This window comes from Bacillus cereus group sp. RP43 (genome assembly GCF_040459645.1).
GTDB lineage: Bacteria > Bacillota > Bacilli > Bacillales > Bacillaceae_G > Bacillus_A > Bacillus_A mycoides_C.
In genome coordinates this window covers 4644437-4667839 of the sequence record NZ_JARVHQ010000001.1, presented here as the reverse complement: position 1 = coordinate 4667839, position 23403 = coordinate 4644437, and the positions used below count along the sequence as shown (strand labels likewise).

The following is a 23403-nucleotide window of genomic DNA, read 5'->3' as shown; positions in this document are numbered from 1 at the left end:
ATAATAAAATCTAGAGTATATATTCAGAACAGAGTATACTGAAAAGAGAATATCCATATTTTTGTAAAGAATAAGCGGAGAAATTTACATAATTGTAAAGGGAAATCAAAATAGTAAAAAGAATTAAGAAGTAAAAGAGTGAGTATTATGGAATATAGAACATTTGTAAGTTATTGCGAAAGCTCTTATAGGAAAGTATAATGTAAAGATATGAGCACAGATAGGATTAAGGGGTCAATCTTATATGCTTTGCATATCCACGACAGGTACATAGCTAACAGGGAAATATTGGAATCCGAGTATGTAATGTTTAAGGAAAATGTTTTTCCTATTGTCGTATATGCAATATGGAGAAACAAAAAGCTAGGAGTGGATTTGTTTGATAAAAAACCCCAAGGTTTTAATATTAACTGCACATTACGGTAACGGTCATGTGCAAGTAGCGAAAACATTAGAACAAACCTTTCGTCAAAAAGGAATCAAAGATGTAATTGTATGCGACTTGTTTGGAGAATCACATCCAGTTATAACCGATATTACAAAATATTTATATTTAAAAAGCTATACGATAGGAAAAGAATTATATCGTTTGTTTTATTATGGTGTAGAGAAAATTTATGATAAAAAAATAGCATCTTGGTATGCGAATTTTGGGAGAAAGCGTTTGAAGACGCTATTACAGGTGGAGAAACCGGATATTGTTATTAATACCTTTCCAATCATCGCTGTACCAGAACTGAAAAAGCAAATAGGTATTTCTATTCCTGTTTATAATGTATTAACGGATTTTTGCGTGCATAAAATATGGATCCATCGAGAAGTAGATCGTTATTTTGTAGCAACCGATCATGTGAAAAAAGTGATGGTTGATATCGGTGTACCTGCAGAGCAAATTGTTGAAACAGGGATTCCGATTCGTAGCAGTTTTGAGCTAAAGATAAATCCAGCAATTATATATAATAAATATCAGTTATGTAAGGATAAAAAGATTTTACTAATTGTAGCAGGTGCTCATGGTGTGCTAGGAAGTGTAAAAGAGCTATGCCAGTCATTTATGTCAGTACCAAACTTACAAGTAGTTGTCGTTTGTGGGAAAAACGAAGCTTTAAAGCAGGATTTAATGGAACTACAGGAACAAAGTTCTGATGCTTTAAAAGTATTTGGTTATGTTGAAAACATTGATGAGTTGTTCCGTGTTACTTCCTGTATGATTACGAAGCCAGGTGGTATTACATTAAGCGAAGCAGCAGCATTACAAGTACCTGTCATTTTATATAAACCTGTCCCAGGACAAGAAAATGAAAATGCGTTGTATTTTGAAAAAAAAGGGGCTGCAGTTGTAATTCGTGATGATAGTGAAGTTTTTGCAAAAACAGAGGCGTTATTGCAAGATGATATGAAGCTTCTTCAAATGAAAGAAGCAATGAAAAGTATTTATCGCCCGGAGCCAGCTGGTCATATTGTGGATACAATTTTGGCAGAAAATCATGCAGAGCCGAATCATATACCTATTAAATCACCAGCTCTTGCCGAATCTTTTACTTAATATGAACCCCCTCTTTTAAGCATTTAAAGGGGGTTTTTTTATTGTTGTAAAAAAAGAAAATGTGAATTATTAACTTATCCACAAAGGATTGGGCTTTCATTAGACAGCAAAGTCGGAATATTAACAACTATATCCACATAATCCACAATTTTTAGAAAATTATCCACAATTATCACGTTTAGAATTCATTTAAATAAATGAATTCGTAAAATAATTTTGGAATTTATGCACAATTCTACAATTTTTGTGGATAAAGTTGTCCACAAAAAAGGTTCCTTATTTATAAGGAACCTTTTTTGCGAATCCATTGGAAAATCTTATGTAATGAAACTGAATAATTAGGGGGGGAACCTTCTAATTATTCAGTTTCACTTTAAATGCTTTTTGAGCGATAGCCCGCTGCACGATCTGCTTTTCGAAATTCTCGTTGATAGAGAACTTCTTGTGTACTAGATAATGTGTTTTTTGCTTTATCACGTTTCTTTTTATCCATTACAAATCACCTCGTGTCCTAAAGTCACTATCTATCGTTTCCAAAGACATGGGGTGATATACATATATGTCAAACTAGCATTGATTAATTATCATTTCTGAATTTTTAGATTATGCTTCTTTTAATTGGTTTGCTTCTTGGAATGTTGTATCTCGCATTGTTGCAAGTGTATATTGATCTTTTGGAATTTCATATAAATTATATACTTCTTCATGCGCGTTAATTTCATCATAAACGGCTTTTCTTGTTTCATTTGCTAGATTTACATATTGTAGTTTTTCGGCAGCTTTAATAGACCTGATATTTATTTTACGAATACGCATAAAGATCGTTTCAATATCTAATTCGTAGAAAAGTTCGCTAAAAAATGAATCTTTCGCTAATTTATTATATCCTTTACCATGATAGGGTTTGCCAAGCCAGGTTCCGAGGAATCCGGCTTTTTCTTGCACATCAAATAAAGTAATTGTACCGATAGGGTTACCCCATTCATCCAAAATTGTGCGTGAGATTAATTCTCCACGCTCTTCGGCTTCAATTGTTTGCTTCGTTAAAAATAAATATTCTTCATAAGAATAAGCCTTTTGACGCACAAAAGGGAAGACAGCTGGATCCACCATTAACTCGTATAGAACGTGGCTGTCGTGTAAGTCGCGTTTTTTCAACACACTAACTCCTCCTCACACGAGGGTAGCATGACGAAAAAACACCCACCCTCGAAATTTTTATATCAAACTTTAAAAAATTTCGGGGTGGGAATCGAACCCACTAGAACCAGTTTATAACGCTGGTGGCGCACCATTTGCCTTCCCCATTCATCAATTTGAAAATGATAATCACGACACAAATTGATTATGGTTTCATTCAGTTTATAATCGTATAATACTTTATCTAGTCAAAAAAATAAACTAGTTTTTTTTATTTTTTTTGTAAATTATTTTTCCGTCAATCATGGTGAGTACAGGCTTGGCTAAATAGTGAAAAGGATGATGAGTCCATAACACGAGATCAGCATCTTTTCCAACTTCAATGCTTCCAATTCTATTCTCTAAACGTAAATTACGAGCTGGAAAAATAGTTATTCCTTCCAAGGCTGTTTTTTCATCTAATCCTTCTCGAACAGCGATAGCGGCACAAACATTTAAATATTGAATGGGTGTATAAGGGTGATCTGTTGTAATAGAAACTTCTATGCCACTTTTCGATAATATATGATAAGTATCCCATGTTTTGTTTTTAAGCTCGATTTTCGAACGTCGTGTAAGAGTCGGACCAACTGAAATCTTTAAATTATGTTTCGAAAGTTCCTCAACAATAAAGTGTCCTTCTGTACAATGTTCAATACGTAAATCAAGATTGAATTCTGTCGCAAAGCGTAAAGCTGAAGTGATATCATCTGCACGGTGAGCGTGGATACGTACCGGTATTTCACGGCGGAGTGCTTTTAAAATAGGGAGCATTCGAAAATCAGCTTCATGCCCGTAGTGTTGTGCGTCATAGAATGATTCACGAAGTAAGCCCATAATTCCCATGCGTGTTATTGATTCTTTTGTACCGTTGCTATGGACCTTTTTAGGGTTTTCTCCAAAGGCAATTTTTAAACCAGCAGGTTCCTGAATAATCATATGATCAATACAAGTTCCAGCGGTTTTTATTACACAAGTAGTACCGCCGATAATATTTTGGCTTCCGGGCATAACGTGAACAGTCGTAACTCCATTTTGTACAGCGTCTTGAAATGCAATATCAAAAGGATGGATCCCGTCTAAAGAACGGATATGTGGTGTTGAAACTTCAGATGTTTCATTTGCATCATTACCAGCCCAACCAGTGCCTTCGTCATAGAGACCAAGATGAGTATGCACATCAATAAATCCAGGTAAAAGATGAAGAGCTCGTGCGTCTATAACTGTCATATCTTGAGTAGGCTTAATATAAGGTTTGACCTCGGTGATTCGTTCTCCTGTAACCAGTACATCTCCTTGAAATTTTGGAGAGGTAATAGGATATACAATGGCTTGTTTGAGCAATGTTTTCATAGGTACCTCATTTCTGTTACTTTGTAATATTTAGTGTAAGTTAAGACAAAGTAACTGAAAGGTTGTTCGTGTAGTAATGCTCCGGAGTTTAGAAAGTGAGAAGTTTTGAAGGAGATACACTACCCGTAAAACTATTTTAGAAGTACTACATTGTATGCAAGAGTATATTTTGTAATGCATGGTTAACTGTAGGAAATGTGTATCGATATCCATGTTCAATAGCTTTATTGGGTAATACATGTTGCCCTTCTAATACAAGTATACTCATCTCACCGAGTAAAGTGCGAAGTACAAATGAAGGAACAGGTAACCAATGAGGTCGCCTAGTTATAGTGGCAATAATTTCACCGAACTCTTTCATTCGTATTGGCGTTGGCGCTGTAATATTAAAAGGTCCGTCAATTTCTTTTTTGTTAATGATGAAATCAATCATGCGAACGACATCGTCTATATGAATCCATGATAACCATTGGTTTCCAGATCCAATTGTACCCCCAATATATAATTGATAGGGAAGTAGCATTTTGGGAAGAGCTCCTCCGTCTGCACCTAATACGACTCCAAATCTTGAGTAGATTGTTCTTATTCCAAGAGAACGTGCTTTAGATGCTTCTTGCTCCCATAAAAATACTGTTTCTGCTAAAAAGTCATTTCCGGGAATTTTTTGTTGCTCGGTAAAAGACTCTGTTTCAGATGTTCCATAGTATCCAATAGCGCTTGCGTTAATAAATGTGTGTGGTTTTGTTGCGAGTGCTTGTAATTGTTTAATGAGTCCTCTTGTTGTTTGAATCCTACTGTTTAAAATTGTTTTTTTTTGTTTCTTTGTCCATCTACTATTAATAGACTCTCCAGCTAGATTAATAACTACATCGATAGAGGAGAGGGGAAAGGTCTGTAAATCCGGTGTCCATTGTACGTATTGAAGGTTAGTATGTGAAGTTTCAGCAGTTTTTTTTCGAGTAAGAATGTAAACAGTATATCCCTTTTGAATAAAAAAACTAGAAAGGTATTTGCCGATAAAGCCAGAGCCACCAGAAATTGCGATTTTCACAATCATTTCCTCCTCATTATATATATTCTTGAAAAGCAAAAACGTTCCTTGACTATGTTAAAATAATAGAGAGGTGAGAGTATGACTGTCATTACAAAAATAGAAGTGCAAAAACGATCGAAAGAACGATTTAATATTTATATTGATAAAGGTCAAGGTGAAGAGTACGGGTTTAGTGTGAATCAAGCAATCTTAATGAAACATGGGTTACAAAAAGGCTTAGAAATTGATGAAGTAGCGTTAGGGAATATTTTGTACAATGAAGAGGTACAAAAAGCATATTTACAAGCAATTTCCTATTTATCCTATCAAATGAGAACAAAACAAGAAATAGAAGATTTCTTACGAAAAAAAGAAGTGGGACAGGCCATCATCTCTGAAGTCGTTTCGAAATTATTACATGATCGATATATTAATGATAAAGAGTACGCTATTTCATACGTGCGAACGCAAAGTAATGTGAATCAAAAAGGTCCAACTGTTATTAGGAGAGGGCTATTAAGTAAAGGTGTTCAGGATTTAATCATTACACATAGTTTACAAGAGTATCCAAAGGAGAAGCAAATTGAGAATGCTTTGTTTCTTATAGAAAAGAAAAAAAAATCTTATCAAAAGCATTCATTTTTACAAATGAAACAAAAATTAGAAGAAATGCTTGTTCGTAAAGGGTATTCTAGAGAGATAATTCAAATTTGTCTGGAAGAATTGAAAGACGAAAAAGATGACGAACAGCAACAAGAAGCGTTACACTATCATGGGAATAAATATTATGAGAAATATAAGAAGTATGATGGTTGGACATTCGAAAATAAGGTGAAGCAAGCGTTATATCGAAAAGGATTCTCTATTGATGAGATAGAGACTTTTTTACAAATGAAACGTGAAGAGGGATGAGGAAATAAGATGGGTATGCCAAAACGCTACAGTGAAATGACGCCACATGAGCTAAGGGAAGAAATTGGGGTTTTGAAGGAGCAAGCAGTAAAGGCTGAGCAACTTGGAATTGTAAATGAATTCGATGTATTAATGAGAAAAATGGCTATGGCTCGTGCTTATATGATAGATATAAATAAATTCCATATTGGTGAGACATATGAATTAGTAGAAGAACCTGGTGTGGTATTTAAAATTACGTATTTCAATGGGGTATTTGCTTGGGGATATAAGCAAAATGATAATGAAGAGATTGGAATACCAATTTCCTTGCTGCAGGAAAAATAAAAACCAGAGAGTGAATATCTCTCTGGTTTTCATCTTTGGTAGGCGTTAAAGGAGATAGGAGATTCTAAAATTGGCGTTTTTTACATTCGTTTGCCAGTATAATGAGAGACTGGGTTTGTTGCGTCTGTCCATTAACTTGCGCTTTCGCATGTTTTGGACGAGTCCACGTATGGTTAAATAATTCAGAACGACGATCTAAATGGTCACGGTAGCTCATCTTTATCACCTCGTGTAGGAAGTTAATTTAGTTTGTTACTGTACTACTCTTCCTGCTGATTTGCAGCACGCATACGTTCTTGTGGGTGCGTGTTAATTGTGCCGTTAGGTCTTTTCGAAGCGAAGCGTGATTTCGCTTTCGGTTGACCTTCGATTTTGCTGTTGTTTTTTGACTCAGACCAAAATTCGGCTTGTCTACCCATTAAGAACGCCCCCTCATTATCAGTCGATACCCCTTTAAGAAGTATCACTTATAGAATGTGCAAAATAGAAGAAACTATCCTTTAGAAATTAAGGGAATAAATAGGTAAAAGGAGAATAGAACATGAATGATATTTATGAAATATTAACGAAAGAATTATTAGATAAGAATGACAACCTTTCTTACGCACAAGCTCGTGCATGGGTTGAATTACTGTGGGAAGACTTCCAAACAACCTACGCTAAATCAGGTCGTTACCAAGGTGAGGAAATGACTGAGCAAGTGGTACGAACATGGATTAATAATCATGGAAGACGCCTTCATGAAATGCGTACAAATAATCCGAAGTATAGCCATTTAATCAATCAAGAAGATCATTTGAAACATTAAAAAAAGCGACTCAGGTCGCTTTTTTTAATGTGGAAGCAATTCCAGTTTCTTTCGAAGTTTTTCTTCGCTGAAAATCCATCCTGTATATGAACTAATAATATTTAAATTTTGATCGAGCTGAACGATTGCGACGAATGGATAATAATCTTTACTTCGATACCGCAAATCAATAAACCGAACTTCATAATAGTTATCATAATCGAAAATATCCCAGCGATATACAGGCGAGAAAGATAAGAAAGCAGATATATTTTCATCTCGCACAGCGGCTTGCATAATGGCGGTATTAGGGAACGGTACGCGATTAAATTTATCGTATACAAGGATGTTACCGCGGTGCCATCTTGCGACGTAGTAATGTTCAGTTGTAACGACGGCTAAATGATAATGATAAAATTTGTAAGAAGGAGAAATAATTACTTTCTCTACATTTTTGAAACGTTTGTATACTACACTTTTAATATTTCGATGCATCATAATGCGGCCGATATAGTAAACAAACATTAATATATACGCTGCTAAAGCAGTATAGCCTTTATGTGCTCCGACAAGCATACAGGCGATAGCGAGTATATGGATAAAGAAAATGACAGTATCAAACGTATTAATTATGCCGAGCGCTACCCATTTTTTTGTGAAGGGCCTTAATGCCTGTGTACCATAGGCATTGAAAATATCCACAAAAACATGAAGAAAGACGGCAATAAATGACCAAAGTAGTAGATGTAGATAGGGAGCGTCTGAAAAGAAGGCGAAAGAGATGCCACTTATAAGGAGTGACCAAAGAATCACTGCAGGAATGGAATGAGTAATCCCGCGATGATTTCTTATATATTTAGCGTTATTACGCAATTTTAAAACTGTATCGATGTCAGGAATATTGGAACCGGCAATTGTTGCAAGCATCACTGCTTGTGGCCCAATATCACTTTGTGCTATAGCTGGATCTAATGTTGCCAAACTGCCTAGAGTAACGCCCATAACAAGGTGAGTGGCTGTGTCCATAGAAATCCACCTCCGTTTTTTATTAATGTAACTCTTTTTATTCGATACCTCAAGTCCTTTGCCTTCTATTTCCTATGTCATCTTACTTAAATTTTTTCCTAAAATCTTTATAATAGTACGTATATGCAAAAAAATGAGGGGGATCAAGTTTGACACTTGAAATATTAAATGAGTTTAACATAGAACAGTTTCAAAATGATTTAATTGGTTGGTTTGAAAAAGAACAACGTGATTTACCATGGCGAAAAAATAAAGATCCATACCGTGTTTGGGTTTCAGAAATTATGTTACAGCAAACAAGGGTAGAGGCTGTAAAACCATATTACGCAAATTTTATGGGGAAGTTTCCTACGCTTGAAGCGCTAGCAACTGCCGATGATGAAGAAGTATTAAAAGCATGGGAAGGCTTAGGTTATTATTCTAGAGCACGAAATTTACATGCTGCAGTAAAAGAGGTAAAAGAAGTATACGGCGGGACAGTGCCGAGCGATGTAAAGAAAATTGAAAAATTAAAAGGAGTGGGACCATATACAAAAGGTGCCATTTTAAGCATTGCATATGGCATACCAGAGCCAGCGGTTGATGGAAATGTTATGCGCGTATTATCTCGTATTTTATCAGTGTGGGATGATATTGCAAAACCGAAGACGAGAAAAGTTTTTGAAGAGATTGTGCGTGAAATTATTTCGAAAGAAAATCCATCGTATTTTAACCAAGGTTTGATGGAATTAGGGGCATTAATTTGTATACCGAAAAATCCATCTTGTTTACTTTGTCCTGTACGTGAACATTGCAGAGGGTATGCTGAAGGTGTTCAAAAAGAACTACCAGTGAAGAGTAAAGCGAAAGCACCTACAATGGTACCGCTCGTTGCAGGAGTACTTCAAACTGAAGATGGCCGTTACGTAATTAATAAACGCCCAAGTACGGGATTACTGGCTAATATGTGGGAGTTCCCGAATATTGAACTAGGTGAAGGCATTCGTAATCAGAAGCAACAGCTTACGGATTATATGAAGGAGAGCTTTGATCTCTCTGTTTCAATTGATGAATACGCGATGAATGTACAACATACTTTTACACATCGTACTTGGGATATATTTATATTTTACGGAAAAGTAACAGGTAATATTGTCGAAACGGATACACTAAAGTTTGTTTCGAAAGAAGCGTTTGAACAGTTACCTTTCTCGAAATCACATCGTACAATTTACGAAAAGTGTGTTGAGAAAATTACAATGCAATAAAGTGAAACTTTAATCAGTGGGGGTTTTCTTCATCCCCTACTGATTATTAGCCTTCACCAATCGGGCTTTTACGGGCAGCCCGACCCCCACCTAACTTCTTTGCTTTCGCTGCATTTTGAGGTGGGGGTCTTACTGCCCGGCGAATAGCGGGATAAATAATAAAAACGTGTTCCAGAACTTTGGAACACGTTTTTTATATTGAAAATAAATTTGTATTTTGAGGTTGAAAATCCACTCGTTTATAATCCGCCACGTGACTCGATTTCTTTCACAATTTCTTTATAAATCGTTTGTCCCTCTACATTTAGATAAGGCATAATTTGCTGAAATGAATGATGAAAATGAGCTAATTCATCCTTGTTCCATTCATTTTTGGAAATCATAGTCAGCTCAGTCATATCACGTCCAGTATACATATTACCACCTCCATCATATGTAGTTTGAATGAGTGATGAGAGATATATTCGTGAATTTTTTTAAAGAAAATTAAGGATAACTTCTAAGTGAATTGGTTACATTATTGATTGTGGAGGTGAGAAAGATGAGTAAAAAACAACAAGGTTATAATAAGGCAACTTCTGGTGCTAGCATTCAAAGTACAAATGCTAGTTATGGTACAGAGTTTGCAACTGAAACGAATGTACAAGCAGTAAAACAAGCGAACGCACAATCAGAGGCACAGAAAGCACAAGCTTCTGCTGCTCAAAGTGCAAATGCTAGTTATGGTACAGAGTTTGCAACTGAAACAGATGTGCATGCAGTGAAAAAACAAAATGCACAATCAGCTGCAAAAAAATCACAATCTTCTAGCTCAAATCAGTAATGATGGAAAAACACTTCTCCGTTCGAGAGAAGTGTTTTCTATGTGTGCAGGAGTCATTGTAATGAAAATAAAGGGAACGACATAACTTCTAATAAGTCAACAAATGTAGTCAAAGGAGAAAGAAGTGCGCAATTAGAAATATGTAATAGGAATTATAACTGGCGAATGAATTTAAAAGGGGGTAAGTGATGAACGACTTTGATAAGTTGGTAGGAGAGCAGTTGGAAACGATGGATGAGCTTTTAAAGTTACAATCGCATTTAGAGAAGTATCAGCAAATTGAAATGAGTGAAAGGGATACGTGCGATAAAAAAGAATTGCATTTTATCCGTCAAGAAATATATAGAACAGAAATAGCATTAAAACTTTTACATGAAAAATTTGAACAGCAAACGAATAATGTGATTCAATCTTTTGAAACCGAAAAAATAATTTCAAATTAAGGGTGAGATATGTTGTTGATTTTAGGTGAAAAGTCCTTTCTTAAACAGAGATGAGGGGGACTTTTCTTTTTGTTCTATCTTCGTTTAATCTTCTAAAATACGTATTGCTAATTCAGAGAGGATTTTCCTTTATTAAAAGGGTTGGTGATGTGGTATTCAATAATACAAACTTCATTATATTCCTCATGAAAACAAGTGTCCTATCGCTTTAGTTTTAAAATTTTGACAAAAAAGTTATAATAGAAAAAAAGTGAATGCAGTTCAAGGGGTAGTTAAGACAACTTAAGAATGGCATTTGCAGTTGAAAGAAGGGAGCATATATGGGATTTCCCAAAGAAGGAGAAAAGGTACAAATACATAGTTATAAACATAATGGCTCCATTCATAGAATGTGGGAAGAGACAACGATTTTAAAAGGGACGCAGAGTCTTGTGATCGGCGCGAATGATCGTACAGTAGTTACGGAATCAGATGGCCGAACATGGATTACTCGCGAACCTGCGATTTGTTACTTCCATGCCAATTATTGGTTTAATGTGATTGGAATGCTAAGGGAAGAAGGAGTATATTATTATTGTAATTTAAGTTCTCCTTTTGCATATGACTCTGAGGCATTAAAGTATATTGATTACGATTTAGATATTAAAGTGTATCCGGATATGACATATACACTTTTAGATGAAGATGAGTATGAGAAGCATAGTCAAATCATGCAGTATCCACCTGTTATTGATACTATTTTAAAACGAAATGTAGCACATTTAACACAGTGGATTCATCAAAGAAAAGGGCCATTTGCACCGGATTTCGTAGATATGTGGTACGAAAGGTATTTAATGTACAGAAATTAAAACAAACCTGCAGGGGATTTCCCGGCAGGTTTGTCCTATTAGAGGGGGGATTATGTGCAAGGTATAAAAAGATATTTACAATTTGTTAAACCATATCGATGGCTTATTGCTATTACAATTATTATTGGTCTTGTGAAGTTTGGTATCCCGCTTATTATGCCATGGTTATTAAAGTATATTATTGATGATGTTATTCAAGGCACGGGATCGCTTCAAGAAAAAACGTCTCAATTAATAACCGCAATTGGGATTGCTTTTTTTATTTTTGCAGTAGTAAGACCGCCGATAGAATATTATCGTCAATATTTCGCGCAGCGCATTGCCAATACAATACTATACGATTTACGAAAATACATTTTTGGGCACTTGCAAAAATTGAGCTTACGTTATTATTCGAACACAAAAACAGGGGAGCTTATTTCACGTGTAATCCATGATGTAGAACAAACGAAGGACTTTGTAATTACTGGTCTTATGAATGTTTGGTTAGATACTGCAACAATTGTTATTGCCATTATCGTTATGTTTTCTATGAATATAAAATTAACCTTTGTTGCTTTATTAATTTTACCTATTTATGTAGTTGCAGTGAAATATTTTTTCGGGCGCCTTCGAAAATTGACGAAAGAGCGCTCGCAAGCGTTAGCAACTATGCAAGGGTATTTACATGAACGTATTCAAGGGATGCAAGTGACACGTAGTTTTGCATTAGAAGAGTATGAAAGGGGACAGTTTGAAAAGAGAAATAATGAATTTTTAACGAAAGCATTAACTCATACGAGTTGGACGGCAAGAACATTTTCGGTAGTGAATACGTTAACGGATTTAGGGCCGTTACTTGTTATTGGTTTTGCTGCGTATGAGGTAATTCAAGGGTCGTTAACACTGGGTACTATGGTTGCTTTTGTTGGATATATGGATAGTTTATATAGTCCACTTCGTCGCCTTGTTAATTCATCTACAACATTAACACAGTCTTTCGCCTCGATGGATCGAGTGTTTGAATTGTTGGATGAAAAATACGATATTGTTAATGTGCCAAATGCGGTGCAAACGAAAAGGTTAGATGGGGAAGTTATATTTGATAATGTTTCTTTTCGTTATAATGCGGATGAAAAAGAAATATTGCATAATCTGTCATTAACTATGCGCCCGGGAGAGAAGGTTGCGCTTGTGGGGGCAAGTGGAGGAGGAAAGTCATCTCTTGCTAGTTTAATTCCGCGTTTTTATGATGTTTCTGAAGGTGCAGTTTATATAGACGGGATAGATGTAAGAAGGTATGATATGAGAAATTTGCGTAGTAATATTGGAATTGTACTGCAAGATAATTTATTATTTAGCGATACAATCGGTGCTAATATTTTATATGGCAATCCGAAAGCTACAGAGGCGGAAGTGATTTCAGCTGCCAAAGCTGCACAAATTCATGATTTTATTACAGAGTTGCCAGACGGCTATGATACTGTCGTTGGAGAACGTGGTGTGAAATTATCTGGTGGACAAAGACAACGTGTAGCAATCGCACGGGTTTTTCTAAAGGATCCGTCTTTACTTATATTAGATGAAGCAACATCCGCTTTAGATTTAGAAAATGAACGATATATTCAAGATGCACTGCAAACGTTAGCTGCAAATCGGACAACAATTATCATTGCACACCGATTAGCGACGATCACGCATGTTGATACAATTATTTATGTTGAAGATGGTGAAATAAAAGAAAAGGGTTCTCATGAAGAGTTAATGAAAAAAAGGGGATTTTATTACAATCTATATCAACTTCAGCATATAACAGAAACAGCTCCTTTAGCGTAAAAGGAGCTGTTTTTTTATTCGTCTTCTTTTTTATCTTCGATTTGGAGTTCGCTTTCTGGTTTATGGTATGTGTAGAAGCTATCCACAAGTAAATCTAAATGCTCTACTTCCTCACTGTAGTTAATAATTGAAGAAATAAGAGGGAAGAGGTGTAACCATATTTTATATGCTTCCTCATCGTCCTTATTTTGATAATCCATAAAGATATCAATCAATTCTTGTTTACCTGTTTCAACTTCATCAAGCATCTCAACGGATTGTTGTTTCTTTGCTTTACCAATAAATTTTAATAACACTTGTTCGTGATAATGCGTTAATGAATCAAGTTCGTTTTGAATAGATTCCTGAAACTCTTCCGGCATATAGCGCAGTTCATTTTCAGTACGATGTAATGACTTTAACGTGCTTAAAGCGCGGCTTGTTGTCGCTAACATTTGTCTGAATAAAACGAGCTTACGAATTTTCGCGAATTGTATTTTCTTCGTGTAACTTCTTTCTTCTTTATAAAGCAAATAGTAATGATTTAGTTTAATCATTTTTTCTTTCATGCGGTCAATATCGGTTTTTAGCGTTGTAAAATCAGAAGCTTGCCTACTGTTCATACGAATCCATTTGACAATTTCTTCTGTATTATCAACGATGCGATGGTAAAGTTTCGTTTCATATTTTGGCGGCATAAATACTAAATTTACAAGCGAAGCCGCAATAATTCCAATCATAATCGTCGCGAATCGAAGTAAGGCAAAATTAAAGAAATCTTCGCCTTGATACTCCATAATGGCGATAACTGTTACTAAAGCGATTGATATTGTGTTTTCCAAGCGTAATTGTAAAGTAAGAGCAATTACTAATATACACGTTAATCCAATAATAAAAGGATTATGTCCAAAAGCAGCAGCAAATACGATAGCGAATACAGCACCAATTACGTTTGCTTGAATTTGCTCAAGAGCCGTTAAATATGAGCGGTATACAGAAGGTTGAACAGCAAAGATAGCTGAGATTCCCGCAAATACTGGGCTCGGTAATTGAAGTAAAATACAAGCAAATAAAGCTAATGTAATGGCAATACCCGTTTTTAAAATGCGAGCACCAAGTTTCATACCCTTATTGATATCCTTTCTCTTGTCATAATGAATGTACAACATGATACTATACATTCATTACAATATGTTAGCAAGTGATATTTTAGTGACGTTAAAAAAGTTTAATAAATAAATTACAGTCCATTTATAATTTCTCCAAGTTCTCTTTAAACATCTATTCTTTAATAAAAAAACCTGCTGAATTTCAGCAGGTTTCAAATTGTTATTCTAGATTACTATGCGATGCTCGCTTCGTCAATTTTTTTATGAAAATAAATATTGTACGTATCATTCAGTTGAAATCGATGGATCCGTCTGTTCTTTTTTCGGGATAATTTCATAGAAGTGAAGTTGGATATTATCTAATAATGGTGTTAACAAAGCGACTTCTTCATATTGTTCATGCTCATTTAATACACGAATGTAGTCTAATAATAATTCATTCACATCTTGCAAACCATTTTTACTAATTGACTGCAATGTTACATTTGCACCTTTAGCAATTCTTCTTCTTAAAGCGTGTTCTGTTAAACCTAAGTTTGGCTCATGACGTAAATAAACAACACCACCAGTCATGCCGGCACAAATCCATGGACCAGGATCTCCTAAAACAAGAGCGCGACCATTTGTCATATATTCAAAAGCAAATCCTTTTATATTAGAATATACTCCGATATTTCCTTGTTCTTGTTCGCGGAGTGGTTTTGTAATTCTGCCTCCAATTATCATATCTGCTCCAGAAAGGCGAATGCCAGCACGAGCATCAGCGTTACCTTGCACGTATAATGCACCTTTTTGAGCACCGTATCCAAATCCTTTTCCGACAGAGCCGTTATAATATGTTCCATCTTTTCCTTTTGCTTTCGTTATATAAATGCCACCGCCAAATGAAGTTTTTCCAATTCCGTCTTGTGCGCCGCCATTTACGTGTATAAATAAGTTCTCGCTATTGTACGCGCCTAATCCGTTTCCGGGAACAGATCCGTTTGTATACTTTAATGTAAGTGGTTCAAGATGAGTGTTTTCATATAATTTGCTACGAATACGATAACAGGATTCTAGACCGCCCATTACGCGTTGCTCTACGCCGACGCTTACTAATTCTTTTGAATGGAGAGAATTTGTTATTTCAAATTGTTTTTCTTGTACAGATGCCGTTATTTTCACGGATGAGTCTTCTATCGTTTGTATTAAATTACGTAAGTCTAATAAGTCCTTGCCTCGAGTTTGTTCTAATAAATCCGATCGTCCGATAATATCTTGTAAGTTCGTGTAGCCGAGCTGACCTGTTAAACGTTTCAATTCTGTACCGAAAGTAGTGAATAGGCTTAATAGCCCTGTAACTGCGCTTTCTAATTCACGTGGAACGAAACGGCGGAGTCCATGTTCTTTCGCTTGAGCTTCAGATTCAATTTGTGTTGCAATTCCGACGTGGCACGTATCGAGATGACAACCACGGCAAGTTGTACAGCCAATTGCAATCATTGATAATGTGCCAAATCCAATCCGGTTTGCTCCAAGGAGCATGATCTTTAAGGCGTCATTTACACTTCGAATACCACCATCTGCCCAAATTTCTACTTTATGTCTCATATTTGCTTCTAGTAACGCATTGTGAGCAGCTTTAACACCGATTTCTACAGGAAGACCTACATGTTGCAATGCGTGAATACGCGCAGCGCCTGTTCCACCATCAAATCCACTAATGTTAATAAAGTCAGCGCCAGCTTTTGCGATACCGACAGCAATTGTTCCGATGTTAGGGACGACAGGAACTTTTACAGCTACTTTTGCAAGATGATTAGCCGTTTTAATTTCTGTAATCATTTGAGCCAGGTCTTCAATTGAATAAATATCATGGTTGTTAGAAGGTGAAATTAAATCCGAACCAATTGTAGCATTACGTGCTTCAGCAATTTTGGCAGTTACTTTTGAACCTGGCAAATGTCCACCTTCACCAGGTTTTGCTCCTTGACCGATTTTAATTTCAATTAAATTTGATGAATTTAGTAGTTCAGCGTTTACTCCAAATCGACCAGATGCAACTTGTTGTCCACGTGTATGTGGGTACTTACCAATCATATCTTTAATTTCGCCGCCTTCACCGTTCAAACTAATCATATTTAGCTGATCGGCAGCTTCTGCATATGCGCGAAAGGCAATTTCATTTTGAGAACCAAATGACATAGAACTAATAATAAATGGTAAATCATGATTGTGAATGCGGATGGACACTTCTTCAGTTGGAACTACATGCTGTGCTTGTTTTGTTTGAACAAGGTGCCTGATTGCGATGGGAGTGTTTTCTTCTAATTCACTTAACTTGTCGCGGTAATCATCATAAGGGTTTCCTTTTGCAACATCACCAATCGCTTTCCAAATTCGCGGGAATATATGAAATGATTTTCTCATTCTAACTTTTGGATTGTTATAATCATCAGCTCGAATTTTTGCATCTTCAGTAAGTGAGTCAAGTGAAAAAGCTAAATCATTTGAACCGAAGAAGTTTGTAATTTGTAATATATTTGCGATTTCCTCATGTAATCCAATAGAGGAGAAGAGGCGACCGTAACCGCGTAATTCATGAATTCCAATCGTTGAAATTACTTTCTCTAGTCCTTTATTAAGTGCGGTATACAAATTAGTAATTGGTGCTTTTGTGCCATCATTTACAGTTGCGAACAATAAATATGGATTAATACCATCTGCCCCTAATCCATATAGCGTGACAATATCGTGTAAGGAGCGAAGGGCACCGGAACGTATAACGAGAGAGCATTTTCGGCGTAATTTATTTTCAGTTAATGCTTGATGTACTTTAGCGGTAACTAAATGTGGATCAATCCATAATAGTTCATTTTGATGAGAGTTAGCGTCATCTAATAATAGTAGGGAAGCTCCATTTTTAACGGCTGCTATCGCTTCGGAACTAATTCGATTTAATGCGCTTTGTAAAGTTTCTGATGGACTAAATGTAACTGAAATTGTAGAGGCAGAGCTATGAGTAATGAATAGCTGTATAAGTTGTTCGTACGTAATCGTGTGTAAGTCTGCCGCGATAGATTGAGCTAAATTTCCTTCTAAAATAATGGGTGAAAGCATCTCGATTACAAATGGTTGTTTAGAGTTATCTAATAAACTCGGACGCTCTCCGAGTACAGTACGTGTGGAGAAGTGTTCGACTTCTCGATCACGATCGATTGCTGGATTTGTAACAACGGCTACACTTTCCTTAATGAAATCAGCAATATTTCGTCTATCTGTATCAAGTGCGGAAAGTGGTGAGTCATGCCCAAGTGACCGAATTGGTTCGACGCCTTTTGTTGCCATCTGTTCAAGGAGCTGAATATGTTCTCGATCCCAGCCGAAAGCAACGTATTGCCTTGTTTCAACTTGAACAGAATCACATAATCCCTCAGTTTCTTTCGTTTCAGGGATAGATAAGTTTAAATGATAATTACTAACATCGATTCGTTTCTTAAAACGGTTATAGACTTCAATTTGATAATTGTCGTATTCATAGAGAACGAGCTCATCTTGTTCATTCCATTGTAATCCAACTTTTTCTCCAGGAGCGAGTGGTTTCGGCTCTGCTACATATTCAGTTGGTGATACAACTCCAGGTTCAGAAGAGAAAATATAGGAGCTCTCTGTCTCTACTTTCCAAACTGGGCGTAATCCAAGGGAATCGACACTGAAAACAGCTTCATCTTTATAACGTGAAATGATGCCAGCTGGACCTTGTGCGAAATGCCCCCAAGCCTCACGTATATAAGTGTATAAGTTTTGTAAGTTTGTTTCGTAAAGTTTTATTTCATTAATAATTGGTGGAAATAATATATCCATTGCTTCAAATAAACTGTAGTTATACTGAACGAGAAGGGTTTCTAAGGTGCGGTTTAAATCTTGGGAATCACTGCCCCCGGCAGTAAGTGGTACATTAATCATTTCAGCTTGATCGCGTAATTTTGCAATCGTGTTAATTTCACCATTATGCCCGAGAATACTAAATGGTTGTACACGAAAAAAGTTAGATAACGTATTAGTAGAATAGCGATTATGTCCTAGTGTCATAGTTGAAGCGATAAGTGGGTGTTGTAAATCATTGTAATAAGCAACGAGTGTATCACCAGCGCCGAGAACTTTATATACAACATGTTCATGACTTAATGAGGAAACATGAATTGCTTCATTTTCTTCGATTTTTATTGTTACAGAAAATAATGTTTGTTCAATATTTTTAACTTCACTTTCGGCGATAAGGGCAATTTGCCAAAATACAGGTTCTTCTTGTTTACCAAGAGGACCGAGTGCATCTGAGTTTATTACATCATCATTTTCGAGAACAATTGTAAAGTTTTCATTGTTTAGTTGCGTACGAATGTAATCTTTTAACTCAGCGATGTTTTCCTTTTTGTTTAGAAAAAAATGTCCAACGATAAAGTGGGGATGATCCACAATCGTTGGATTATATCCGCTACTTTTCAGTTTTTCATTCCAAAGTGCTTTTGGCATGTCGATATGAATGCCGATACCATCTCCTTCGCCATTAATGAAACCAGCTCTATGATTCATTTTGACAAGTGATTGTATACAAAGGTCGATATTTTCTTTTGTAGGAATTCTTCGTTTTTCCATAACGGAAACGATTCCACACGCATCATGTTCTGCATTTTTATAATTCCGAAATAAAGACGGTGTCCATTTATTTTTTTTATTGAGCATCCGTCAATCCCCCCTCTGGAAAATGGATTTTGAATAATCTTACTATTTAAGGCGTGAACTGCCTTGTATACAGGGATAGTAAGGATATAAAAGAATATAAAACAGATAATTATGAATAATTATACTATTAATGAGGGATTTATGAAATAGAAAAAAGGAAAAAAGAAAGGTTGCTTTCTTTTTTCCTTTTAATTACAGGGGTTATTTATTGTCTGCTAAAGCAGCAAATGCTCTGCCAACAGCTTCAATTGTATATTCAATATCTTCTTTTGTATGTTCTGTCGTTAAGAACCATGCTTCATATTTAGAAGGTGCTAAATTAATACCTTCTTGAAGCATCAGCTTGAAGAATCTACCGAACATTTCACCATCTGTACTTTTGGCTGCATCGTAATCTTCAATTGTATTTGTCGTGAAGTATACAGTTAATGCACCCTTTAGACGGTTTACTGTAATATCGATGTTATGTTTTGTAGCTTGATCTAAAATTCCTTTTTCAAGCATTGCGCCAAGTGCATCTAATTTCTCGTATACACCTTCTTGTTGAAGTACTTCTAGGCAGGCAATACCTGATGCCATAGAAGCAGGGTTCCCGGCCATTGTACCAGCTTGGTATGCAGGGCCGAGCGGTGCAACTTGTTCCATAATTTCTTTCTTACCACCGTAAGCGCCAATTGGAAGACCGCCGCCGATAACTTTACCAAGTGCTGTTAAATCTGGTGTTACGCCAAGTAAGTCTTGAGCGCCGCCATACATAAAGCGGAAAGCAGTAATAACTTCATCATAAATTACTAGTGCGCCAGCTTCGTGAACAAGTTCGTTTACTTTTTCGAGGAAGCCAGGTTTTGGCTCTACAATACCGAAGTTTCCAACAATCGGTTCTACAAGGATAGCTGCTACTTCATGTCCCCATTTATCTAACGCTTCTTTTAAAGTTTCTACATTATTAAATGGAACAGTAATAACTTCTTGAGCGATACTTTGTGGCACACCAGCTGAATCAGGAATTCCAAGAGTAGAAGGACCAGAGCCAGCTGCTACAAGTACTAAATCGGAATGACCGTGGTAACAACCAGCGAATTTCATAATTTTTGTGCGACCAGTGTAAGCACGAGCAACACGAATGGTTGTCATAACGGATTCTGTACCCGAGTTTACGAAGCGGACTTTATCTAAAGCGGGCATTGCTTCTTTTAACATTTTTGCAAATTTTACTTCTAGTGCTGTAGGAGTACCGTATAGTACACCATTTTCAGCCGCTGTTTTAATTGCTTCTGTTACGTGCGGGTGAGCATGTCCAGTAATAATAGGACCATATGCTGCTAAATAGTCGATATATTTATTTCCATCTACATCCCAGAAATAAGCACCTTTCCCGCGTTCCATTGCAACAGGAGAACCGCCTCCAACTGCTTTAAAAGAGCGAGAAGGACTATTAACACCACCAACGATATGTTCTAATGCTTCTTTATGTAATGCTTCTGATTTTGTGAAATTCACTACAATTCATCTCCTTACAAAAATCTATGTATTATTCTAACATGTTTTTCGAAAAGACGTATTGTTTGTGATAGAAGGAGCAGTTGGGTAAACTATTCGTTGTGACATTTAGGAAGGGGGTCCGATTATGAAATCGGTAATTGAGGTACAAGGGTTACGTAAAGAGTTTACAGCCTATTCAAGTCGTCCGGGCTTAAAGGGTGCATTTCGCGATTTATTAAATCGTAATTATAAAATAGTACCAGCAGTAAATGATGTGTCTTTTACTGTAAAGCAAGGTGAAATGGTTGGTTATATTGGTGAAAATGGTGCTGGTAAATCAACGACGATTAAAATGCTTACAGGGATTTTGACTCCGACATCAGGACAAATTACAGTGAACGGAATGAATCCACACAAACAGAGAGAAGAATTTGTAAGAACAATCGGTGTTGTGTTTGGGCAGCGTTCGCAGCTTTGGTGGGATATCGCTGTACAAGAATCATTTCGTTTATTGAAGAAAGTATACGGTGTATCAGACGCTCAGTATAAGGAACATATGGAACATGTTATTGAAACGTTAGATATCGGTCCTTTATTAGATAAACCAGTACGAAAATTATCTCTTGGTCAAAGAATGCGTTGTGAATTGGCAGCGGCGTTAATTCATAATCCGCCGTTATTATTTTTAGATGAGCCGACAATTGGCCTAGATGTTCTTGTGAAATTGAAAATACGAGAATTCTTAAAAGAGATGAATGAACGTTATAAAACAACAATTTTATTAACGACACATGATATTACTGATATTGAAGCTTTATGTGAACGCGTCATCATGCTTGATGAAGGAAATATTATGTATGACGGATCTTTAGATAATCTTCGTACACAGTGGGGAGTAGAGAAGGAAATACATTTTCAGTTTGTTGCCCCAGTTTCATACCAGGAGTTATCAATGGTTATGCCAGATAGTCATGTCGTTTGGTCAAAGGCGAAAGAAGAAAACGCATGGGTTGCAAAAATACCGAATGAAGAAGTTATCATTTCTATGTTGATTTCTAAAGTAGTACAAGCCTTTCAAATTAAAGATTTGAAAATTAACGAAGTGTCTACAGAGGAAATTATTCGTAACATTTATGAAGAAGGTATTATGCATGGGTAAGTATATTGAAATGATTCGGATTCGCTTTTTAATGATGCTTGCTTATCGTACAAATTATTACAGTGGGATTTTAATTTATACGATTAACATTGGTGCATATTATTTTTTATGGCAAGCAATTTATAGCGGGAAAGAGAATATTGAAAGTTTATCTATTTCACAAATGACTACGTATATTGCGATCGCATGGATGGCACGCGCTTTTTATTTCAATAATATAGATAGAGAAATTGCGATGGAAATTCAAGAAGGACGTGTGGCGGTAGAGCTAATTCGTCCGTACAACTATTTAGGTATGAAAGTTATGCAAGGGCTTGGAGAAGGGATATTTCGTTTTGCTTTCTTTTCGATTCCAGGTATGGTTATTGTTACGTTATTATTTTCATTACAAATTACAACGAATTTTCAAACGTGGTTATATTTCTTCTTATCTTTAATATTTAGTTTTATCATTAATACACAAATAAATTTAATGACAGGAATGCTTACATTCTTCTTATTTAATAATAGTGGAATTATGTATGCGAAACGTGTTGTTATCGATTTATTTTCTGGTTTATTATTACCGATTAGTTTTTATCCGTTATGGGCCCAAAAAGCAATGGTGTTTTTACCGTTTCAAGCAATTAGTTATATTCCGAGTATGATTTTCTCTGAAGGTATACAAGGAAGTAAGTTATATGAAGCTTTATTATTTCAAGTGATTTGGGCAATTATACTTATTATTCCAATTGTACTGATGTGGAAAACGGCGAGAAAACGTCTAATCGTACAAGGGGGATGATGAGATGATATATATAAAATTATTTTTGCAATATGCAAGTCAATATATAAAAACAAAATTGGAGTATCGTGGCGATTTTATCGTCGGATTACTTTCAGATTTATCACTACAAGCTGTTAATTTAATTTTCATTCTTGTTGTGTTTGGGCATACGCAAGCACTAAAAGGGTGGAGCCGAGAAGAAGTAATCTTTATTTATGGTTTCTTTTTAGTACCGTTTGCCATTTTTTCAGCTTTCTTTAATATATGGGACTTTAATGATCGTTACATTATTAAAGGAGAAATGGACCGTATATTAACGAGACCGATTCATAGTTTATTTCAAATTATATTAGAAAGAATGGAACTTGAATCTTTAATTGGAGCTGTTACGGGGATTATTGTTATGGGTTATGCAGCAATGGAGCTGCAATTATCTTTTTACTGGTATGATTTCTTCTTATTCCTATTTATGGTAGGAGGAGGGGCACTTGTGTACGGCGGAATATTTGTTACGCTTGCAAGTCTTGGCTTTTGGTCGGATGCGAAAAGTTCTATTATGCCGCTTATGTATAACATAGGGAATTATGGACGCTATCCTGTTGATATTTATAACCGTGTTATTCGCTTTATTTTAACGTTTGTTTTACCGTTTGCATTTGTTGGGGTATATCCAGCAGCATACTTTTTAAGAAAAACAGAGTGGAATAGCTATGCTTTCGCAACGCCAATTGTTGGTGTTATCTGTTTTACTATTGCAATTACCCTCTGGAATCAAGGGGTCAAACGATATCGTGGTGCAGGAAATTAATTAAAGAAGCTTGTTCGTTTCTAAGGGATAAATCAG

Annotated in this window: 23 protein-coding genes; 12 read left to right on the top strand and 11 right to left on the bottom strand. The window is 36.0% G+C overall.

The features are described 5' to 3' along the window. The first annotated feature begins 379 nt into the window (after positions 1-379). Entirely contained in the window at positions 380-1546 is a 1167-nt protein-coding gene (locus tag QCI75_RS24290) for a diglucosyl diacylglycerol synthase (protein WP_144507849.1), read from the top strand. A 373-nt stretch (positions 1547-1919) separates the two neighbouring features. Here the strand turns inward: QCI75_RS24290 and QCI75_RS24285 are convergent, their stop codons facing one another. From QCI75_RS24285 to QCI75_RS24270, 4 genes are all read right to left on the bottom strand, one after another. Continuing rightward, positions 1920-2039: a YfhE family protein gene (locus QCI75_RS24285; RefSeq protein WP_000358484.1), complete on the bottom strand. Its 120-nt coding sequence runs from the start codon at positions 2037-2039 to the stop codon at positions 1920-1922. A gap of 110 nt (positions 2040-2149) precedes the next feature. After that, positions 2150-2707 carry a GNAT family N-acetyltransferase gene (locus tag QCI75_RS24280; RefSeq protein ID WP_113770734.1) on the bottom strand — a complete coding sequence of 186 codons (558 nt, stop codon included), beginning with the start codon at positions 2705-2707 and terminating at the stop codon, positions 2150-2152. 240 nt (positions 2708-2947) lie between these two features. Next, positions 2948-4078 (bottom strand): amidohydrolase, encoded by a 1131-nt coding sequence (locus QCI75_RS24275; RefSeq protein ID WP_098778055.1) that lies wholly within the window; start codon positions 4076-4078, stop codon positions 2948-2950. 145 nt (positions 4079-4223) lie between these two features. Beyond that, positions 4224-5129: a TIGR01777 family oxidoreductase gene (locus QCI75_RS24270; protein WP_186320960.1), complete on the bottom strand. Its 906-nt coding sequence runs from the start codon at positions 5127-5129 to the stop codon at positions 4224-4226. Between the two features lie 81 nt (positions 5130-5210). Between QCI75_RS24270 and recX the strand changes: the two genes are divergently transcribed. Together recX and QCI75_RS24260 are read left to right on the top strand one after the other, a co-directional pair. Then, positions 5211-6023, top strand: coding sequence for a recombination regulator RecX (recX, locus tag QCI75_RS24265; RefSeq protein ID WP_144507853.1), 813 nt, complete (start codon positions 5211-5213; stop codon positions 6021-6023). Between the two features lie 9 nt (positions 6024-6032). Next, positions 6033-6350 (top strand): YfhH family protein, encoded by a 318-nt coding sequence (locus QCI75_RS24260; RefSeq protein WP_002113842.1) that lies wholly within the window; start codon positions 6033-6035, stop codon positions 6348-6350. Between the two features lie 64 nt (positions 6351-6414). Here the strand turns inward: QCI75_RS24260 and QCI75_RS24255 are convergent, their stop codons facing one another. Both QCI75_RS24255 and QCI75_RS24250 read right to left on the bottom strand, forming a co-directional pair. Further along, positions 6415-6567, bottom strand: a complete 153-nt coding sequence (locus QCI75_RS24255) for a YpzG family protein (RefSeq protein ID WP_002010325.1) — start codon at positions 6565-6567, stop codon at positions 6415-6417. 43 nt (positions 6568-6610) lie between these two features. Further along, the gene (locus tag QCI75_RS24250) at positions 6611-6769 is read right to left on the bottom strand and encodes a small, acid-soluble spore protein K (protein ID WP_002113845.1); all 159 of its coding nucleotides are present in this window, start codon (positions 6767-6769) and stop codon (positions 6611-6613) included. Between the two features lie 122 nt (positions 6770-6891). Here QCI75_RS24250 and QCI75_RS24245 point away from each other — a divergent pair, with 122 nt between their 5' ends. Next, complete coding sequence (locus QCI75_RS24245; protein ID WP_144507856.1) at positions 6892-7158, top strand: YfhJ family protein; 267 nt, start codon at positions 6892-6894, stop codon at positions 7156-7158. Positions 7159-7182: 24 nt separating this feature from the next. Here the strand turns inward: QCI75_RS24245 and QCI75_RS24240 are convergent, their stop codons facing one another. Continuing rightward, a complete protein-coding gene (locus QCI75_RS24240; RefSeq protein WP_002125060.1) occupies positions 7183-8163 on the bottom strand; it encodes a metal-dependent hydrolase in 981 nt (326 codons plus the stop codon). Between the two features lie 149 nt (positions 8164-8312). Here QCI75_RS24240 and mutY point away from each other — a divergent pair, with 149 nt between their 5' ends. Next, complete coding sequence (gene mutY, locus QCI75_RS24235) at positions 8313-9410, top strand: A/G-specific adenine glycosylase (RefSeq protein WP_002115953.1); 1098 nt, start codon at positions 8313-8315, stop codon at positions 9408-9410. A gap of 239 nt (positions 9411-9649) precedes the next feature. Here the strand turns inward: mutY and QCI75_RS24230 are convergent, their stop codons facing one another. After that, the gene (locus tag QCI75_RS24230; RefSeq protein WP_002094743.1) at positions 9650-9826 is read right to left on the bottom strand and encodes a hypothetical protein; all 177 of its coding nucleotides are present in this window, start codon (positions 9824-9826) and stop codon (positions 9650-9652) included. Positions 9827-9951: 125 nt separating this feature from the next. Between QCI75_RS24230 and QCI75_RS24225 the strand changes: the two genes are divergently transcribed. The 4 genes from QCI75_RS24225 (at position 9952) to QCI75_RS24210 (ending at position 13342) form a co-directional block, all read left to right on the top strand. Then, the gene (locus QCI75_RS24225; RefSeq protein ID WP_002115954.1) at positions 9952-10233 is read left to right on the top strand and encodes a gamma-type small acid-soluble spore protein; all 282 of its coding nucleotides are present in this window, start codon (positions 9952-9954) and stop codon (positions 10231-10233) included. A 188-nt stretch (positions 10234-10421) separates the two neighbouring features. Next, on the top strand, positions 10422-10676 hold the full coding sequence (locus QCI75_RS24220) for a YgaB family protein (protein ID WP_000997589.1): 255 nt from the start codon (positions 10422-10424) through the stop codon (positions 10674-10676). A gap of 320 nt (positions 10677-10996) precedes the next feature. Next, positions 10997-11527 carry a nucleoside tri-diphosphate phosphatase gene (gene ntdP / locus QCI75_RS24215; RefSeq protein ID WP_000506627.1) on the top strand — a complete coding sequence of 177 codons (531 nt, stop codon included), beginning with the start codon at positions 10997-10999 and terminating at the stop codon, positions 11525-11527. Positions 11528-11581: 54 nt separating this feature from the next. After that, positions 11582-13342, top strand: a complete 1761-nt coding sequence (locus QCI75_RS24210) for an ABC transporter ATP-binding protein (protein WP_353761319.1) — start codon at positions 11582-11584, stop codon at positions 13340-13342. Between the two features lie 14 nt (positions 13343-13356). Here the strand turns inward: QCI75_RS24210 and QCI75_RS24205 are convergent, their stop codons facing one another. The 3 genes from QCI75_RS24205 to hemL all read right to left on the bottom strand — a co-directional run bounded on the left by QCI75_RS24205 (position 13357) and on the right by hemL (position 20652). Next, on the bottom strand, positions 13357-14445 hold the full coding sequence (locus tag QCI75_RS24205; protein WP_070140784.1) for an aromatic acid exporter family protein: 1089 nt from the start codon (positions 14443-14445) through the stop codon (positions 13357-13359). Between the two features lie 270 nt (positions 14446-14715). Beyond that, entirely contained in the window at positions 14716-19152 is a 4437-nt protein-coding gene (locus QCI75_RS24200) for a glutamate synthase-related protein (RefSeq protein ID WP_353761317.1), read from the bottom strand. Between the two features lie 201 nt (positions 19153-19353). After that, positions 19354-20652, bottom strand: coding sequence for a glutamate-1-semialdehyde-2,1-aminomutase (gene hemL / locus QCI75_RS24195; protein ID WP_144508388.1), 1299 nt, complete (start codon positions 20650-20652; stop codon positions 19354-19356). Positions 20653-20779: 127 nt separating this feature from the next. Between hemL and QCI75_RS24190 the strand changes: the two genes are divergently transcribed. Genes QCI75_RS24190 through QCI75_RS24180 form a run of 3 tightly spaced genes read left to right on the top strand, consistent with a single transcriptional unit; the run spans position 20780 to position 23367 of the window. Next, a complete protein-coding gene (locus QCI75_RS24190) occupies positions 20780-21793 on the top strand; it encodes an ABC transporter ATP-binding protein (RefSeq protein ID WP_002115964.1) in 1014 nt (337 codons plus the stop codon). Next, a complete protein-coding gene (locus QCI75_RS24185; protein ID WP_000521522.1) occupies positions 21786-22577 on the top strand; it encodes an ABC transporter permease in 792 nt (263 codons plus the stop codon). The genes QCI75_RS24190 and QCI75_RS24185 overlap by 8 nt, the downstream gene beginning before the upstream one ends. Positions 22578-22581: 4 nt before the next feature. Continuing rightward, a complete protein-coding gene (locus QCI75_RS24180) occupies positions 22582-23367 on the top strand; it encodes an ABC transporter permease (protein ID WP_098778068.1) in 786 nt (261 codons plus the stop codon). Positions 23368-23403: the final 36 nt, after the last annotated feature.

Bases quoted from the DNA above. Each gene is read 5' to 3' on its own strand.
- QCI75_RS24285 (WP_000358484.1), bottom strand. From the start codon at position 2,039: ATGGATAAAAAGAAACGTGATAAAGCAAAAAACACATTATCTAGTACA.
- QCI75_RS24275 (WP_098778055.1), bottom strand. From the start codon at position 4,078: ATGAAAACATTGCTCAAACAAGCCATTGTATATCCTATTACCTCTCCA.
- recX (WP_144507853.1), top strand. From the start codon at position 5,211: ATGACTGTCATTACAAAAATAGAAGTGCAAAAACGATCGAAAGAACGA.
- QCI75_RS24260 (WP_002113842.1), top strand. From the start codon at position 6,033: ATGGGTATGCCAAAACGCTACAGTGAAATGACGCCACATGAGCTAAGG.
- QCI75_RS24255 (WP_002010325.1), bottom strand. From the start codon at position 6,567: ATGAGCTACCGTGACCATTTAGATCGTCGTTCTGAATTATTTAACCAT.
- QCI75_RS24250 (WP_002113845.1), bottom strand. From the start codon at position 6,769: ATGGGTAGACAAGCCGAATTTTGGTCTGAGTCAAAAAACAACAGCAAA.
- QCI75_RS24245 (WP_144507856.1), top strand. From the start codon at position 6,892: ATGAATGATATTTATGAAATATTAACGAAAGAATTATTAGATAAGAAT.
- QCI75_RS24240 (WP_002125060.1), bottom strand. From the start codon at position 8,163: ATGGACACAGCCACTCACCTTGTTATGGGCGTTACTCTAGGCAGTTTG.
- QCI75_RS24230 (WP_002094743.1), bottom strand. From the start codon at position 9,826: ATGTATACTGGACGTGATATGACTGAGCTGACTATGATTTCCAAAAAT.
- QCI75_RS24225 (WP_002115954.1), top strand. From the start codon at position 9,952: ATGAGTAAAAAACAACAAGGTTATAATAAGGCAACTTCTGGTGCTAGC.
- QCI75_RS24220 (WP_000997589.1), top strand. From the start codon at position 10,422: ATGAACGACTTTGATAAGTTGGTAGGAGAGCAGTTGGAAACGATGGAT.
- ntdP (WP_000506627.1), top strand. From the start codon at position 10,997: ATGGGATTTCCCAAAGAAGGAGAAAAGGTACAAATACATAGTTATAAA.
- QCI75_RS24205 (WP_070140784.1), bottom strand. From the start codon at position 14,445: ATGAAACTTGGTGCTCGCATTTTAAAAACGGGTATTGCCATTACATTA.
- QCI75_RS24200 (WP_353761317.1), bottom strand. From the start codon at position 19,152: ATGCTCAATAAAAAAAATAAATGGACACCGTCTTTATTTCGGAATTAT.
- QCI75_RS24190 (WP_002115964.1), top strand. From the start codon at position 20,780: ATGAAATCGGTAATTGAGGTACAAGGGTTACGTAAAGAGTTTACAGCC.
- QCI75_RS24185 (WP_000521522.1), top strand. From the start codon at position 21,786: ATGGGTAAGTATATTGAAATGATTCGGATTCGCTTTTTAATGATGCTT.
- QCI75_RS24180 (WP_098778068.1), top strand. From the start codon at position 22,582: ATGATATATATAAAATTATTTTTGCAATATGCAAGTCAATATATAAAA.